Genomic DNA, 15,710 nt, shown 5'->3' with positions numbered 1-15,710 from the left:
CAGTTCCGGCCCGGTCAGTCCGCGACGGCCTCGTCCGACCCGGTCGCGGCGCTCGGGTCCTGAATCCAGAGGTCGCCGAAGAGGTCGTCCTGCTGGAGCCGGACCTGTCCGCGGTGGGCCAGAAAGAGCAACCCGAGGAACGTCTCTACGCGGGTCCCGCCGGCGGTGTCGACCTCGCGGTACAGCACCTCCTCGCGGCCCTTGTCGTACTGCTCGCGGACGGCGTCGTGGACGTCGGCGATGATGTCGTCGATGTTCTCGGCGTGGGCTGTCCCGGTCACGTCCGCGGCCGACGGCTCCTCGTCCAGTCGCATGTCGTCGGCCCCGCGGTAATCCAGTTCTTGCGTCCCGCGGTCGAACCCACTCGGGGAGTCGCTGGTGTCATACTCCCGGGACTCCTTCCACCACGAGTCGCGCTCGGCGTCCCGGAGGTCTCGAACCAGTTCGTCGAGCGTCTGTGGCATCCCGCGGGCGCGCCGGCGTTCGAGCCGGCGGTCCATCTCCGACTCCAGCGCGGCGAAGGGGTCCGGCTCCTCGATGGGCGCGTCCTCGTGCATCGCCTGCTCCCACGGCTCGGCCGGTTCCTCCTCAGTCTGTCCCTCGCCGAGCATCGCGTCGCTTTTCATCCGGATGAGGACGCTCGCGTAGAACAACGCCCGGCCCGACGTGCGCAGGTCCGCGTCGTCGATGCGGTCGAGGAACTTGTCGGTGACCCGCACCACGTCGATGTCCCACGGGTCGATCTCGCCGTCGTCCGCGAGCTGGACCAGCACCTCGACCGGTTCGACGTCCCCATCCTCGTCGCCGTCGTCCGCAGTCTCCCCGTCCGTGGCGTCGGCCTGCTCCGGGGTGTCTGCGCCAGCAGAGTCCCCCAGCAGCGCCGCGGCGTCGTCCGACTCGCCGGGCGGCTCGCGGTCCTCGTGGCCGGTGATGTCAAGTGGGATATCGTCCGGCTGGTCGTCCGTCGCCTCGTCGTCTCGCGGCTCCTCACTGTCGCCGCTCGACTGTTCCGAGCCATGTGGCGGCTCGCTAGTCATCGGCAGGGACCTCCTCATCACCGTCGTCTGCGCCCTCACCGCTGAGGTCGATGCCAGTTACGGCGCTCACGTTGTCGCCCTGCATCATCACGCCGATGGCCCGCTCGGATCGTTCGAGCATGGCCGAGCGGTGGGAAACGACGACGAACTGGGCGTCGCCGGCGAGTTCGTCCACCAGTTCGCCGACGAGATCGGCGTTGGCCGCGTCGAGGAAGGCGTCGACCTCGTCCAGCGCGTAGAACGGCGCGGGGTTGTGCCGCTGGATGGCGAAGATGAACGCCAGCGCCGTCAGGGACTTCTCTCCGCCGGACATGGCGTTCAACCGCTGGATGGGCTTGTCGCCCGGCTGGGCCTTCATCGTCAGCCCGCCCTCGAATGGGTCGTCCTCGTCTTCGAGGTGGAGATGGCCGGTGCCGTTCGAGAGCCGCTCGAAGATGTCCTGGAACTGGTCGTTTATCTCCGTAAAGGAGTCCATGAACGTCTCCTTCTTGCGCGCCTCATAGGTGTCGATGCGGTCGCGGATGCCGTCGGCCTCCTCGACCAGCGTCGCCTTCTTGTCTTCGAGTTCCTGCAGGTCGTCGTCGACCCGGTCGTACTCCTCGATGGCGCGCATGTTGACCGGCTCCAGCTTCTCCATCTCCGTCTCCAGCCGGTCGATCTCCTGTTCGACCGTCTCGTGGTCGGGCACGTCCTCGGGGTCGTAGTCGCCGACCTGCGCTTCGAGTTCGTCGATTTCCCACTCCAGACGTTCCTGCGTTTCCTGCTCGGATTCGAGGTCCCGCTCGACTTCGGAGACTGCGGCCTGTTGCTCGTCGCGGGCCTCCTTTGCCTCCTGCAGGTCGGCTTTCAGGTCCTCGCGTTCGGATTTGAGTTCGGCCAGTTCTTCTTCGAGGTCGGCGACGGCCTGTTCCTTCTCGGCTTTCAGCTCCTGCTTCTCGGCGACCTTCGCTTCGAGGTCGTCGATGCGCTCCTCGTGTTCTGCCTTGCGGTTCTGGGCCGCCTCGATGTCGTCGTGGAGGTCCTCGATGGCGTCCTCGGCGTACTGTTTCTCCAGCTGGTACTCGTTGAGTTCCGCGTCGAGTTCGCCCTGGCGGTCCTCCAGCGCGTCGATGTCGTCCTCGATGGATTCGCGCCGGTCGGTCAGGTCCGGCAGTTCCGAGTCCTCGACCTCGGCTTCCAGCTCGTCGATGTCGGACTGGAGCGCGTCGATCTCCTCGGTCTTTGCCTCGATGTCGGCCTCCAGCTCGTCCATCTGGTCGGCCACGTCCTCGCGCTCGGCGGCGATTTCTTCCAGATCGGCCTCCAGTTGGTCGATGCGGTCGCGGGTGTCTTCGAGCGCGGTCTCCTTGCGCTCGATGCTCGTCTCGATGTCCCGGACCTGCTCGGTCGCGTCGGACTCGCGGTCGCGGGCGTCGTCGAGTCGCTCCTCCACGTCCCGCAGGTCCTCGCGCACGTCGGCGCGCTCGTCTTCGAGTTCGTTGATGCGCGTGGCGACCCGTTCGAGCTTGCCCGCGCCGCCCGAGAAGGAGTAGCGCGTGCCCGAGGACGAACCCCCGGTCATCGCGCCGGACTTCTCGACGAGGTCGCCGTCAAGGGTGACCATCCGGTAGTCGCCCATCAGCTCGCGGGCGGTGTCCATGCTGTCGACGACGACGGTGTCGCCGAGCACGTACGAGAAGATGCCCGCGTACTCACGGTCGAAATCGACGAGGTTGTACGCGAAGTCGATGACGCCGTCGGCGCTCGGCAGCGAGCCCAGCGAGCGGTTCTGCATCTGCGTAATCGGCAGGAACGTCGCCCGGCCAGCGCTACGCGATTTGAGGTACTCGATACAGCGCTGGCCCACGCTGTCGTCGTCGACGACGACGTGGGCGAGTCGCCCGCCGGCCGCCGTCTCACAGGCCGTGGCGTACTCGGGGTCGACACCGCCGAGTTGCCCGGCGGTGCCGTGGACGCCGTCCTGCCCGGCGTTGAGAATCGCCGTCACCGCGCGGCCATAGGAGGAGTCGCCGTCTTCGCCGGCCTTGGCCTCTAGCTGGGCGTACTCCTGCTGTTTCGCGCTGATTTCGTCTTCGAGGTCGTCGAGGTCCGACTGGAGTTCCCGCTTCTCGGCCCGGAGGTCGTCGACGACCTCGCCGATGGTCGCCTTGTTCTGCTCGGCTTTCTCCAGTTCCGTCTCCAGGTCCTCGATGTCGGCTTCGAGGTCGGGAATCTCGGCCTCGGCGTCCTCGATAGCCGCCCGCTTCTCGTCCTCGGCGTTCGAGCGCCGGCGGGCCTCGTCGAGCAGGCGGTCCTGCTCGCGCTGGAGGTCGTTCTTCTCGCTTTTGAGCGTCTCCAGCCGCGAGCGCTTCGATTCGAGTTCGTCCTTGACCTCCTGGAACTCCTCGCCGACCTCGTCGATGCGCTGCTGGACCTCGGCGAGTTCGGACTCCTTCTCGGCGATGTCGGCTTTGACGTTCGACTTGGCGACTTTCGTCTCGCGGATGTCGCTTTCGAGGTCGTCGATGGTCTCCTGCTTGCGGTCTATCTGGACGAACGCCTGCCGGCGCTCGTTCTCGGCGGCCTCGACAGTCTCCTCGGCGGACTCGATCTTGTCCTCCAGCCGCGAGATATCGCCCTTTATCTCCTCGATGTCCCGCTTGATGGCGAGCTGTTCGTCCTCGCCCTTGCGCTCGATTTCCCCGTTGAGTTCGTGGAGTTCGTCCTCCAGCCGGATGACCGCGCCCTGACGCTCGTCGAGTTCCGTCTGGAGTTCGGTGAGTTCGCTTTCGAGCTCGTCGATGGTCTCCTCGACCGCCGTCAGTTCGTCCCGTTTGTCTTCGAGTTCGGCGGCCTTCCGGTAGCCCTCGTACTCCTCTTTCTCATCGCGGAGGTCCTGATACTTCAGCGCCGTTTCCCGTTCGTCTTCAAGCTGGTCGAGGCGCTCCTGTTTCTCCTCGATGCGGAGTTCGGCCTCGTCAATGCGCTCCTGAACGACCTCCAGTTCGTCGAAGGCGTCGGCCTTCTTCGCGTCGAACTGGGCGACGCCGGCGATCTCGTCGATGATTTCACGACGGGAGCCGGCCGTCATGTTGATGATCTCAGTCACGTCGCCCTGCATGACGACGTTGTATCCCTCCGGCGTCACGCCCGCCTGCGCGAGCAGGTCCTGAATGTCCGAGAGGTTGACCGAGCGACCGTTGATGTAGTAGTAGGAGTAATAGTTGTCCTCGGTCTCCTTGACCCGGCGTTTGATTGCGATCTCGTCCACATCACCCACGTCCTCGGTGCCGGCGGCGTTGACGACCTGTGACCGTTCGAGGGTCCGGTCGTCGTTGGCCAGAATCACCTCGACGCTGGCCTGCCGTTCACCGTCGTACTCGGCGTCCTCGTCGGCGTGGCCGGGGTTGTAGATGAGGTCGGTCAGCTTCTCGGCGCGGATACCCGAGGTGCGAGCGAGTCCAAGCGCAAACAGAATCGCGTCGATGATGTTGGACTTGCCCGAGCCGTTCGGGCCGCTGATAGTGGTAAAGTCTTCGTAGAACGGAATTCGGGTCTTGCGCCCGAAGCTCTTGAAATTGTCGAGGACGAGCTCTTTGATATGCATACGGTGGTGTGGCCGACAGCCCTACGCGACGATGATGTCGGATTCGGAGTCCTCTTCGGTCTCGGTCTCCGACGCGGCTTCGGCTTCCTCCCTGTTATCACCCTCGTCGGTATCCGCAGTGTTAGGTGTGTCGGCCTCCGTTTGGGTGGCGGCCGATTCTTCCGAGTCGGACTCGTCGGCGCTGAATCCGTTGTCCTCGTCGACGCTGGCTTCGAGTTCCCGGATACGAACCTTGCATTCGACGAGTTCGTCGGTCAGTCCCTCGACCGACGCTTCCAGTTCTCTGACGCGCGTTTCGAGTTCCTCGACTCGGTTGCCGCACATATCCGTAACCCATCCATTGTGGACACTTATACCTACGTCAGACATTGGAAGTTCGAGTGATACGTCCGCTCTGGAGGGTCGAGTCCGTCCCGACACTGTACAGGGTCGTTAGCCTTTAGCCACGCGCCACCGAACCCCGGATAATGACTGCACAAGCGTCCGAAGCCCGCGAACTCGCGGCTGTCATCGGGCTGGAGGTCCACGTCCAGCTTGAGACGGCGACGAAGATCTTCTGTGGTTGCTCGACCGACGTGGCCGGTGCCGAACCAAACACCCACACCTGTCCAGTGTGTCTTGGCCTTCCCGGCGCGCTTCCGGTGATCAACGAGGGCGCGGTCGAGGCCGCCGTGAAGGTCGGCAAGGCTATCGACGCCGATATCCCCGAAGAAACCACCTTCCACCGGAAGAACTACTACTACCCCGATCTCCCGAAGAACTTCCAGATAACGCAGTACGATTCGCCGATCTGTCAGGACGGGGAACTCGAATTCTCCGTCGAGGGCGAGCGTCGCAGCGTCGACATCCGCCGGGCGCATCTCGAAGAGGACCCCGGTTCCATCAAGCACGTCCGCGAGGGGTCCGGCCCGCTGGAGTCCCGAACCTGCTCCATCGAGCGCGCGGATTACACGCTCATCGACTACAACCGCGCCGGGACGCCGCTGATGGAGATTGTCACGGAACCGGACTTCCGTGCGCCGGGCGAGGTCCGGTCGTTCCTCGAAAAGCTCGAAGAAGTGCTTGAGTACCTGGGCGTGTTCGACGCGACGCGGGACGGCAGCCTCCGTATCGACGCGAACCTCTCGATGGTCGATGCGAGCGAGGTGAACGAGGACGGCGACATCGACGAGGCCGTCCTCGAAGACGCCAACCGCACCGAGGTCAAGAACATCTCCAGTCACAAGGGCGCGGAGCAGGCGCTGTCCTTCGAGGCCTCCCGCCAGCGGAAGCTCATCCAGTCGGGCCGCGCCGTCGAACAGGAGACCCGCCACTTCAACGAGACCCACGGCAACACGGTGTCGATGCGCTCGAAAGAGGAAGAGAAGGACTACCGCTACTTCCGGGAGGCCGACCTGCCGCCGCTACGAGTCAGCCACTGGAAAGACGAGGTCCCCATCCCGGAACTCCCCGACGCCCGCCGCGAGCGCTTCGTCGAAGAGTACGGCCTGAGCGAGGAGGCTGCCTCGAAGCTCACGAGCACGAAGCAGGTCGCGGACTTCTTCGAGGACGTGGCCGAACGCTTCGATGCCAACCTAGCCGCGACGTGGGTCGCCGACAATCTGCTTGGCGAACTGAACTACCGCGACATGGAAATCACGGACATCGACGACCGGTTCGACGAGGTGACCCGGCTCGTGGAACTCGTCGCCGAGGACGAGATCACGGCCAAAAACGCCCATGAGACCGTGCTTCGAGAGATGCTCGACACGGGCGACGACCCCGATACCGTTGTTGACCGCGAGGGACTGGGCAAGACCTCCGGCGACGAGGTCCAGCAGGCTGTCGTGGATGCCATCGACGAGAACCCCGACGCCGTCGAGGACTACCACAGCGGCGAGGGCGGCGCGCTCAACTTCCTCGTCGGGCAGGTCATGCAAAAGACCGGTGGGAGCGCCGACCCCGGCGACGTGAACGGGCTACTGCGCGAGGAACTGGAGGGCTAGGAGCGCGTTCTACTCGACCGTACCGGGCAGGGCGACTCTGTCTCTCTGTCGCCCTGTCACCGCCGTGGCCAGTCATCCGGCAGTTCATCAGCGTGATTTTCGAGTAGTTCGAGCATCGGTTCGATTTCGTCGAATCGCTGGCCCCGTGAGACCTCGTCGGCCGCTCGGTCCCAGTCGATGTACGCTAAACTGGCCAGTCGGGGCAGGTCGTCGTGTCGGAGTTCGGCTTCGGTATTTCTGGCTCCAGCACTTCTGGGCAGAAAGTCGACAATCGGCCGTGGACTCCGCTGTTTCAACATGAACAGAATCATTCGACGCCGGCGGGTAAACAGTGCTTCAAACACCCGGTCCATCCCTGTGTCCCATACCACGTCCGGGATAGAAGTTCCCATCCTGTAACAAGAGACACACTACTGATAATAAATGTCACGATACCGCCGTTCTCTTGCCGAGTCGATCCTGAATTCTACAGGCGTGGTTACTGTCAGAGACTGTCCGAAGATCCGCTACGGGGCGTCGTGTGCTACGATTCGCTCGATGCGTTCGACTCGACGTTCTCACGCCGCTCGCCCGGGATAATCGCAGGGTCCTTCCACAGCAGTGTCACGAATATCGTTACGGCGAACGCTTCGATGGTCTTGATAGCTGATTCGACCGGTTCCGTGGTGAAATGGTCCAGTATCAGCAGGGCAGTGCTCCCGCCGTGGTGGTGGCCACCGCCACCGGACGATGGTGCGGAGAACCCGTCGACGAGGAAGGCCCCGTGCCCGGTGGCGTGCCAGAACACCCACCCGGCGATGGACGCAATCATGAGGACAGTCCCGGCGATATAGGCGTTCCGTAGACCGACGATGCCACGGGTGATGAGATACGGGCCAGCGAGCAGTACCGCTGCGAAGGCGACAAACAGAAACGGGCGAGGGTCCGGCGGGAGACCCCGTCCGAACAGTCCCTCTATCGCCTGCGCGTAGATGATGCTTCGCGGGAGTCCCCACCAGAGGTGAAACGCCGCCGTCGCAAAGACGAGCGTGGCGGCGGTTCCGCGGAGGAGTTTGGTCGTCCGGCGATCCATACTGACAGTCGGGGTGGCAGTGGCAAGAGTGCGTCGAAGTGATGAGTAGTGCCGAGGGTCGCCACCTCCGCGGGGCATGGCCGAAGTTATAATGGCTACCTTCGCGCGAGCGCGAGCGGCCCCGCAAGCGCCCGCACACCCGCGCTGTCGCCTGATTTTCCCGAAAGCCTTTAGAACAACTGACTCCGTAGCGACGGGTAATGACAGCAACAGGTGGTGTCCGATGCGGCTGATTATCACCGAGAAGGACAACGCCGCTCGCCGCATCGCGGAGATCCTCTCAGAAGGGGGTGCGTCCGCGAATCGGCGCAACGGCGTCAACGTCTATCGGTGGGGTGACACCCGCGTGGTCGGCCTCTCCGGACACGTCGTCGGCGTCGACTTCCCCGAGGAGTACAACGACTGGCGCGACGTCGAGCCGGTCGAACTCATCGACGCCGACGTGACGAAGGAACCGACACAGGAGAACATCGTCACGACGCTGCAGCAACTGGCGCGGGAGGCCGACGAGGCCACCATCGCGACGGACTACGACCGCGAGGGAGAACTCATCGGCAAGGAGGCCTACGAACTCATCCGCGAGGAAACCGACGTGCCCGTCGACCGCGTCCGCTTCTCTTCGATCACCGAACGGGAGGTCCGGGACGCCTTCGCCAACCCCGACGACATCGACTTCGACCTGGCGGCCGCGGGCGAGGCCCGCCAGATTATCGACCTCGTGTGGGGCGCGGCGCTCACGCGCTTCCTCTCGCTGTCGGCCCGGCAACTGGGCGACGACTTCATCTCAGTGGGTCGGGTCCAGTCGCCGACGCTGAAGCTCATTGTCGACCGCGAGCGCGAGATACAGGCGTTCGATCCCGAGGACTACTGGGAGATATTCGCCGACCTGCAGAAGAACGGCTCGGGCTTTGAGGCCCAGTACTTCTACGACGACGACGGGAAGGAGGCCGAGCGGGTCTGGGTCGAGGACGACGCCGACGACGCCTACGCCGACCTGACGAGCGTCGACGCGGCGACGGTGACGAGCGTCCGTCGCCGGACCCGCACCGACAGTCCGCCGACGCCGTTCAACACCACCGCCTTCATCTCCGCGGCCAGTTCGCTGGGCTACTCCGCCCAGCAGGCGATGTCCATCGCCGAGGAGCTGTACACCACCGGCTACATCACCTACCCCCGGACCGACAACACGGTGTATCCCGAGGACCTCGAAGAGGACGCGCTACTCGACGAGTTCGTCGGTGCCGGACACTTCGGCGAGGACGCCGAGGCGCTGCTGGAGCAAGAGGACATCACCGCCACCGAGGGCGACGAGGAGACCACCGACCACCCGCCCATTCACCCGACGGGCGAGATTCCGCCGAAGGTCGACCTCTCGGACGACGAGTGGGAGATCTACGAGCTGGTCGTGCGGCGCTTCTTCGCGACGGTCGCCGAGGCCGCCACGTGGGAGCACCTGCGGGTCGTCGCCGACGCCGGCGGCCGCTCGCTGAAGGCCAACGGCAAACGCCTCGTCGAACCGGGCTATCACGACGTGTATCCCTACTCCAGCGCCAGCGAGAACCACGTCCCCGACGTCGAAGAGGGCGAGGAGCTGGCCATCTCGGAGGTCCGGATGGAGGCCAAGCAGACCCAGCCGCCCCGCCGCTACGGCCAGTCGCGGCTCATCCAGACGATGGAGGACAAGGGGCTGGGGACGAAGTCGACGCGGCACAACTCCATCGAGAAACTGTACGACCGCGGCTACATCGAAGGCGACCCGCCCCGGCCGACGACGCTGGCGATGGCCGTCGTCGAGGCCGCCGAGGAGTTCGCCGACCACGTCGTCAGCGACGAGATGACCGCCCAACTGGAGGCTGACATGACCGCCATCGCAAACGGCGAAGCGACGCTTGACGACGTGGCCGACGAGTCCCGCGAGATGCTCAAGCGCGTCTTCGAGGAACTCCGCGATTCCCGCGAGGAAATCGGCGAGCACCTTCAGGAGTCGCTGAAAGCCGACAAGACGCTCGGTCCCTGTCCCAAGTGCGGCGAGGACATGCTGGTCCGGCGCTCGCGCCAGGGGTCGTACTTCGTCGGCTGTGACGGCTTCCCCGAGTGTCGCAACACGCTCCCGCTGCCGTCGACGGGCGAGCCCCAGGTGCTCGAAGAGCACTGCGAGGAGCACGACATGCACCACGTCAAGATGCTCGCCGGCCGGGACACCTTCGTCCACGGCTGTCCCCGCTGTGAGGCCGAGAAGGCAGACGAAAGCGAAGACGAAGTGATTGGGCCGTGTCCCGAGTGTGGCGACGAGCACGACGGAGAGTTGGCTATCAAACACCTCCGGTCGGGCTCCCGGCTCGTCGGCTGTACGCGCTACCCCGACTGCGACTACTCGCTGCCGCTGCCCCGCAACGGCGACATTTCCGTGACCGAGGCCTTTTGCGAGGAGCACGACCTGCCGGAGCTGGTCATCGACGCCGACAGCGACGACCCTTGGGAACTGGGCTGTCCCATCTGCAACTACGAGGAGTACCAGGCCCGCACGGCCGTCGAGGACCTGGAGGACCTGAGCGGCATCGGCTCGGCGACCGCGGAGAAGCTCGGCGACGCCGGCGTCGACTCGCTGGCGGCGCTCCGGGAGGCCGACCCCGACATCGTCGCCACCGAGGTCCAGGGCGTCAGCGCCACGCAGGTCCGCGAGTGGCAGGACGAACTGGAGGCCTGAACCGGGCCGTCAGTCGGCGACGAACGTCACGCCATCACAGACTGGACACTCGACGGCATCGGCGTTGTCAGCTGTGACCGTCTCGACGGCACCGTAGACGACCGCGTGTGCAACCGGGTCGGGAATCTGGCGTTCACAGAGCGGGCACTCGACGACGCCGGCCCGCAGGCGGTCCCGATCGATGCTGTGGCCGCCGGTCACAGCTGGAGGTGAGATGTGGAACTCGGCCCGTCATCGTCGTCGATACCACCCTCGTGAGCGAACGCGTAGTCGTCGTCGGTGAGGAACACGTCGCCGTGGGTCTCCGATATCTCGACGCCGGGGAGCGTCGTCCCGGCGGCGTCGCCGTTGTCACAGCCGCCGTCACAGGCGTCGAACAGTGAGCCGTGTCGGGGGCAGATGAGCTGGTCATCTCGCATCGGAACGCCCCGCCCGGTGTCGAATCGCTGTGCCTCGTGCGTACATCGGTTCACCCATGCCTCGACGCCGTCCTCACAGGGGACAAGAACGACCTCTTCGAGGTCTCCGTAAGAGTCTTCGGCGGTGAACAGCCACGACCCGTCTTCGTGGACCGTCTCGACTGTGGTAAGTCGCTGCACGACTGGCGCGTTAGGTTGCCGCTGGTATCAGCGTTACCGTCGCACGCCTACGCTGTCTGCGTCACTCACCGGTTTCCGCGGCGATGAGACGGACCAGCGCAGTAACGAACACCGCAAACAGTCGCCAGACCAGCACACAACTAACGACGAGCACAGCAAGAGCACTGGCGACGAGCCAGAGGAGGAGCCCGAGCGGCAACTCGGTGAGCAGTCCCGTCGCCAGTCCAACGACGAAGCCGCCGACAAAGAGGCCACCGGCAGCCTGGAGACAGCGACGTTGCCAGCGGTCGAACGCCAGCGCGTCGTCGGCCCCCAGAAGCGATGGGAGGGCAAGGCCGAGTCCGGCACCGCCCAGTGCGAGGACGAAGAAGACGCTACCGAACAGATACGAGAGTCCGCGGACGAAGCTGTCACCGGACGCCGCCGCTGTCGGCATCGTCGAGAAGGAGTACAACACTGCCACCGTCACGACAGCGCCCGTGAGAACGAGCACACCTCGGATAGCAGTGACGACGTACCGGCGCTTGTCCGCTGTCATTGTCTGACGATTGTAACATAACCGTCATAAATCTTCGGAGACATATATATCCGGAGCCGACGCCGGTCGGACTGTCCGAGTCGGGCTGTCAGCGCGACTCACTGTGATACATGTATCCGAAGCGGTTATACGGCCACGCGCAAGTCTGGCAGGTATGAGCGACTGGGCGGACTGGGACCACATCGTGAAGATAGACCCCGACAAGACGCTGGTTGACGGAGAAACGTTCGAAGACGTCGCGGCGACGGGGACCGACGCCATCGAAGTCGGCGGGACCACCGGAATGACAGAGGAGAAGATGAAGCGGGTCGTCGACGCCTGCGGGAAACACGACATCCCCGTGTACATCGAACCGTCTAATCCCGCGTCAGTCGTCCACAGCGACCGTCACGACGGCTATCTCATTCCGGTCGTGATGAACGCCGGCGATGTGGCCTGGATCACCGGCGCGCACAAGGAGTGGATACGCATCGACGACGAGATCGACTGGTCGCGGACCTTCACCGAGGCCTACATCGTCATGAACCCAGAGGCGTCGGTAGCGTCCTACACGCAGGCCAACTGCGACCTCGACGCGGCCGACGTGGCCGCCTACGCCGAAGCCGCCGAACACCTCCTCGGGCAGGAGATTGTCTACGTCGAGTACTCGGGGATGCTCGGCGACACCGACATCGTCGCCGCCGCCGCAGACACGCTCGACGACGCGACGCTGTTCTATGGCGGCGGCATCCACGATTACGAGTCCGCCCGCACCATGGCACAGCACGCAGACACCATCGTCGTCGGCGACCTCGTCCACGACGAAGGCGTCGACGCAGTGCGAGAGACGGTGCAAGGCGCGAAGGATGCGACGGCGACCGTTCAGTAGTTAGAACGCCAGCCGTTCGAGCAGGCGGCCGACGACACCGTCGGGATGGCGTTTCGTGTCTACTTCTATCGACGCGTGGTCGCTGTCTTGAATTGCCGACTGCGTAGTCCCGTCGCTGTTTGACCGGCGGGCCGAAAGCCCACCGTTGTGTGCGTGTATCAGGAGGGTCCTGTCGCTGTCAGCTGCGTCTATCGCCGCTGAAAGGTCCTGCCGGTCGACGAAGCGTCGCTCCGTCGGCACGTCACAGAGTTCCAGCAGGTCGTCGTGGTACGCTTCGAGTTGCTGGCGTTGTTCGGCCGACTGGCGCTCATCAAGCGGGTAGAGGAACTGAAGGTCGGCCTCGGTCGCTGTCGCGACAGCGTTCCCAACGCGGACTTTCAGCGGGTCATATGGACCACGGGTCGTGACCAGCGTAATCGTCTCCAGCGCGTCGAGCGGCTGTGCGTCGACGGCGATGGTATCACAGTCCGTCTGTTTCCGGATGCGGTCGACACTGTCGCCCAGTAGCGAGTCCTCGAAGGACGCGCCACGTTCCACCAGCAGCACATCGACGCCCCGCTCGTCGACGGCGTTGGCGACGGCCCGTTCGGGGTGGTGGCTGACAAGTTCGCCGTACTCGACCGGGACGTCGAGGGCAGCCGCCAGCGTATCGGTCCGACACTCGAATTCGCGGTCGTCCGGGGATTGCACGCCGGAGGCGTAATCGAGGGGCTGCTGGTCGGGCACTTCGTCGAACTGGACGACAGAAAGGCTGCTGCCGGTCGGCGAGAGCGCGGCCCCGACCTCAAGCAGTGTCGCTTCGCTCTGCCGCGAGGACCCCTCGGGAAGGGCGACAAGCACGGAGGTATCCGCCGTCTCGTCGAGCGTCTCCTCGGTCCGGTCGAGCGCGCGGTCGCCGATGCTCCGGCGGACGGACTCCTTGATCGCGCCCTCTCTGGTGACTCGCGGTCGGACGTAGCCCAGATACCAGACGACACTGCCGACGACAATGCCGACGGCCCCGACTATCGCAACCGGACCCATCTGCGTCAGCAGGGCGAATCCGGTGAGGGTGCCGAATATCGGCGTCCACGGGTAGAGCGGTACCTCGAAGGAGGGGTCATAGTCGGGGGCGTCGCTCTCACGGAAGCCGATGAGCGCGACGTTGATGAGCGCGAACACGAGGATCTTGAACGCGCTCGCGAGCTTCGCAATCTCCAGAATCGGAACGAAGAGGATAAGCAGCAACATCACGCCGCCGGTCAGCGTGATGGCGGTCACCGGCGTGCCAAAGCGGTCGCTGACCGTGCTGAGCAGATCGGGCGCGAGCCCATCACGGCTCATGGCGAACGGGTAGCGCGAGGAGGAGAGGATACCGGCGTTAGCTGTACTGACCAGCGCCAGAATCGCCGCCAGAACGACGGCCGCGACACCAGCTGTGCCGAGCGTCGTCTCTGCCGCGTCCGCAATGGGCGTCGTGCTCCCGGCGAGCTGGTCGAGCGGGATGACGCCGACGACGACGGCGACGACAAGCACGTACAGCAGCGTAGTGAAGGCGAGCGATCCAAGCATTCCAAGCGGGATGACGCGGTCCGGGTCTTCGACCTCCTCGGCGATAGAGGCAATCTTCGTCACGCCGGCGAAGGAGACGAACACGAGGCCGGTTGCGGCGAAGATTCCTTCGACACCGTAGTCCCACATCCCACCGTACGTCGCGGTGTTGACTGCCGGCCCGCCACCAGCGACGAACCAGCCAATCGCTACGAGCATCACCGCGACGATGCCGATCTGGAGTCGGCCGGTCTGCTCCGCGCCGAGGATGTTGACGAGGACAAGAACGACGGCCAGCGTGATCGCAACCGGCCGGATCGGCAGATCGAAGAGCAGGACGAGGTACGGCACGCCGCCGACGAGCGCGAGCGCGCCCTTGAACGAGAGCGAAAACCACGTGCCGAGGCCGGAGACCGTTCCAAGCAGCGGCCCCATCGACCGCTCGATATAGACGTACGTGCCGCCGGCCTCCGGCATTGCTGTCGCCATTTCGGCCTTGCTGAGTGCGGCGGGCAGCACGAGCACGCCCGCGAGAAGGTAGGCAACGATGATACCGGCCCCGGCGTCTTTCACCGCCAGCGCCGGCAGGATGAAGATGCCGCTGCCGACCATTGCGCCGATTGATATCGCTACCACTGACAGCAGTCCGAGATCGCGTTCCAGATCCTTGGCCATTATTTCGCGGTTTCGAGCGTTTTGAACGCTGTTTCGACAGTCCGTTCAAGCTCGGCTGCCAAGACTTGGGAACCACAGACCACCTCGGAACCGACCGACTCGAACGCCGGTCGATGCTGCGGGTCGTTCAGTACAACGACTACGGTTTCGACATCGAATTGCGTCCGAAGCAGTTGTGTCACGAGGAACGCCCCGTGGTCGGTCTGCATCGAGATCAGGGCGATGTCAGTCGTTTGAGCCCCGGCGTCTCGGAGAACAGCACGCTCCCGCCCGTCACCGACTACCACGCGGGCGTCGTCGGGCGTTTGCCCGGCAACGCCGTCGTGGTCGGTGACGAGACAGACATCGGTGCCACGACCTAACGTCGTTACTACCGCAGACCCGACGTACCGGTCGCTGATGACCAGTACTGACGGGGGGTCGATGTCGTCGTCCACTCGTTCGCGGAGTCCGGTAGGAGATATCATTGGGTTCGTAGCGGCCAGAGCTACCCGGCCAGTACACCAACATCAATTCCGGAAACCGATAAATATCTAGGAAATAGTTCCGATTCCGGATTATTGTAGCTATATAATCTATTTTCGGAAGAGTATACTATGTAGACTCACCCTCGGCCTCGTTGTGCCCGAACTGGTGAAACGGCCGAGTGTACTCGTTCCGAATGAGGTCCTCGTCGACGACTTCCAGTCCGATATCGTTGAGGTCCCTGCCGATGCGGCTCAGGTCGTTGCCGTCGGTTCCGACCACCTCGACGTGGACGTTGTCGGCCCCAGTCATGACCTCCCGGATAGCGACGACGCCGGAGACGTCGAGTGCCCGCTGCGCGACCTCCTCGCGCTCGTGGATTGGTGCCGTACAGACGATGAGCGTATGGAGTTGATACCCCGCGGCCTCATAATCGACATCGACATCGTAGCCCGCAATGACGCCGGCCTCTTCGAGCTTCGTGATACGGTTCCGGACCGTTCGTGCGGAGACATCGAGCGACTCGGCAATTTCACTCGCCGAAGTATGTCTCGCATCCTGCTGTAGTGCATAGATGATGTTCCGGTCCAGGTCGTCGATAGGGTACTCCGCGTCGGCCATATCGACTGTTTCGACGGCTACCAGTAC

General features: G+C 64.3%; 14 protein-coding genes. 3 read left to right on the top strand and 11 right to left on the bottom strand.

Annotated elements, in window-relative coordinates; genetic code table 11:
• Nucleotides 1–14: 14 nt before the first annotated feature.
• The 3 genes from AMS69_RS08475 to AMS69_RS08465 are packed head-to-tail and all read right to left on the bottom strand — an operon-like array spanning nt 15 to nt 4,947.
• Complete coding sequence (locus tag AMS69_RS08475; RefSeq protein ID WP_053967625.1) at nt 15–1,037, bottom strand: segregation and condensation protein A; 1,023 nt, start codon at nt 1,035–1,037, stop codon at nt 15–17.
• Nucleotides 1,030–4,623, bottom strand: a complete 3,594-nt coding sequence (smc, locus tag AMS69_RS08470) for a chromosome segregation protein SMC (protein WP_053967624.1) — start codon at nt 4,621–4,623, stop codon at nt 1,030–1,032. The genes AMS69_RS08475 and smc overlap by 8 nt, the downstream gene beginning before the upstream one ends.
• Nucleotides 4,624–4,644: 21 nt before the next feature.
• Nucleotides 4,645–4,947 carry a DUF7518 family protein gene (locus AMS69_RS08465; protein WP_053967623.1) on the bottom strand — a complete coding sequence of 101 codons (303 nt, stop codon included), beginning with the start codon at nt 4,945–4,947 and terminating at the stop codon, nt 4,645–4,647.
• A 143-nt stretch (nt 4,948–5,090) separates the two neighbouring features.
• On the opposite strand from AMS69_RS08465, the gene gatB reads away from it, so the two are divergent.
• The gene (gene gatB / locus AMS69_RS08460; RefSeq protein ID WP_053967622.1) at nt 5,091–6,608 is read left to right on the top strand and encodes an Asp-tRNA(Asn)/Glu-tRNA(Gln) amidotransferase subunit GatB; all 1,518 of its coding nucleotides are present in this window, start codon (nt 5,091–5,093) and stop codon (nt 6,606–6,608) included.
• 56 nt (nt 6,609–6,664) lie between these two features.
• Here the strand turns inward: gatB and AMS69_RS08455 are convergent, their stop codons facing one another.
• Together AMS69_RS08455 and AMS69_RS08450 are read right to left on the bottom strand one after the other, a co-directional pair.
• Nucleotides 6,665–6,961 (bottom strand): hypothetical protein, encoded by a 297-nt coding sequence (locus AMS69_RS08455; RefSeq protein WP_053967864.1) that lies wholly within the window; start codon nt 6,959–6,961, stop codon nt 6,665–6,667.
• Nucleotides 6,962–7,131: 170 nt separating this feature from the next.
• Entirely contained in the window at nt 7,132–7,680 is a 549-nt protein-coding gene (locus AMS69_RS08450) for a hypothetical protein (protein ID WP_053967621.1), read from the bottom strand.
• Nucleotides 7,681–7,903: 223 nt separating this feature from the next.
• On the opposite strand from AMS69_RS08450, the gene AMS69_RS08445 reads away from it, so the two are divergent.
• Nucleotides 7,904–10,387 (top strand): DNA topoisomerase I, encoded by a 2,484-nt coding sequence (locus AMS69_RS08445; RefSeq protein WP_053967620.1) that lies wholly within the window; start codon nt 7,904–7,906, stop codon nt 10,385–10,387.
• Between the two features lie 9 nt (nt 10,388–10,396).
• Here AMS69_RS08445 and AMS69_RS08440 read toward each other — a convergent pair whose 3' ends face one another.
• The 3 genes from AMS69_RS08440 to AMS69_RS08430 form a co-directional block, all read right to left on the bottom strand.
• Nucleotides 10,397–10,588 (bottom strand): hypothetical protein, encoded by a 192-nt coding sequence (locus AMS69_RS08440; protein ID WP_053967619.1) that lies wholly within the window; start codon nt 10,586–10,588, stop codon nt 10,397–10,399.
• A complete protein-coding gene (locus AMS69_RS08435; RefSeq protein WP_053967618.1) occupies nt 10,585–10,986 on the bottom strand; it encodes a Rieske (2Fe-2S) protein in 402 nt (133 codons plus the stop codon). Before AMS69_RS08435 ends, AMS69_RS08440 begins: the two co-directional genes overlap by 4 nt.
• A 61-nt stretch (nt 10,987–11,047) precedes the next feature.
• On the bottom strand, nt 11,048–11,524 hold the full coding sequence (locus AMS69_RS08430) for a hypothetical protein (protein ID WP_053967617.1): 477 nt from the start codon (nt 11,522–11,524) through the stop codon (nt 11,048–11,050).
• 154 nt (nt 11,525–11,678) lie between these two features.
• On the opposite strand from AMS69_RS08430, the gene AMS69_RS08425 reads away from it, so the two are divergent.
• The gene (locus AMS69_RS08425; RefSeq protein WP_053967616.1) at nt 11,679–12,392 is read left to right on the top strand and encodes a phosphoglycerol geranylgeranyltransferase; all 714 of its coding nucleotides are present in this window, start codon (nt 11,679–11,681) and stop codon (nt 12,390–12,392) included.
• Here the strand turns inward: AMS69_RS08425 and AMS69_RS08420 are convergent, their stop codons facing one another.
• The 3 genes from AMS69_RS08420 to AMS69_RS08410 all read right to left on the bottom strand — a co-directional run bounded on the left by AMS69_RS08420 (nt 12,393) and on the right by AMS69_RS08410 (nt 15,683).
• Nucleotides 12,393–14,597 (bottom strand): APC family permease, encoded by a 2,205-nt coding sequence (locus tag AMS69_RS08420; RefSeq protein ID WP_053967615.1) that lies wholly within the window; start codon nt 14,595–14,597, stop codon nt 12,393–12,395.
• Nucleotides 14,597–15,034 (bottom strand): NAD-binding protein, encoded by a 438-nt coding sequence (locus AMS69_RS08415; protein ID WP_238378363.1) that lies wholly within the window; start codon nt 15,032–15,034, stop codon nt 14,597–14,599. Before AMS69_RS08415 ends, AMS69_RS08420 begins: the two co-directional genes overlap by 1 nt.
• Nucleotides 15,035–15,191: 157 nt before the next feature.
• Nucleotides 15,192–15,683 (bottom strand): Lrp/AsnC family transcriptional regulator, encoded by a 492-nt coding sequence (locus AMS69_RS08410; RefSeq protein ID WP_053967613.1) that lies wholly within the window; start codon nt 15,681–15,683, stop codon nt 15,192–15,194.
• Between the last annotated feature and the right edge of the window lie 27 nt (nt 15,684–15,710).

It is taken from the genome of Haloarcula rubripromontorii, assembly GCF_001280425.1.
In the GTDB taxonomy this organism is placed as follows: Archaea; Halobacteriota; Halobacteria; order Halobacteriales; family Haloarculaceae; genus Haloarcula; species Haloarcula rubripromontorii.
Note: the sequence above shows the minus strand (reverse complement) of the source record. Positions and strands in the feature narration are given on the sequence as shown.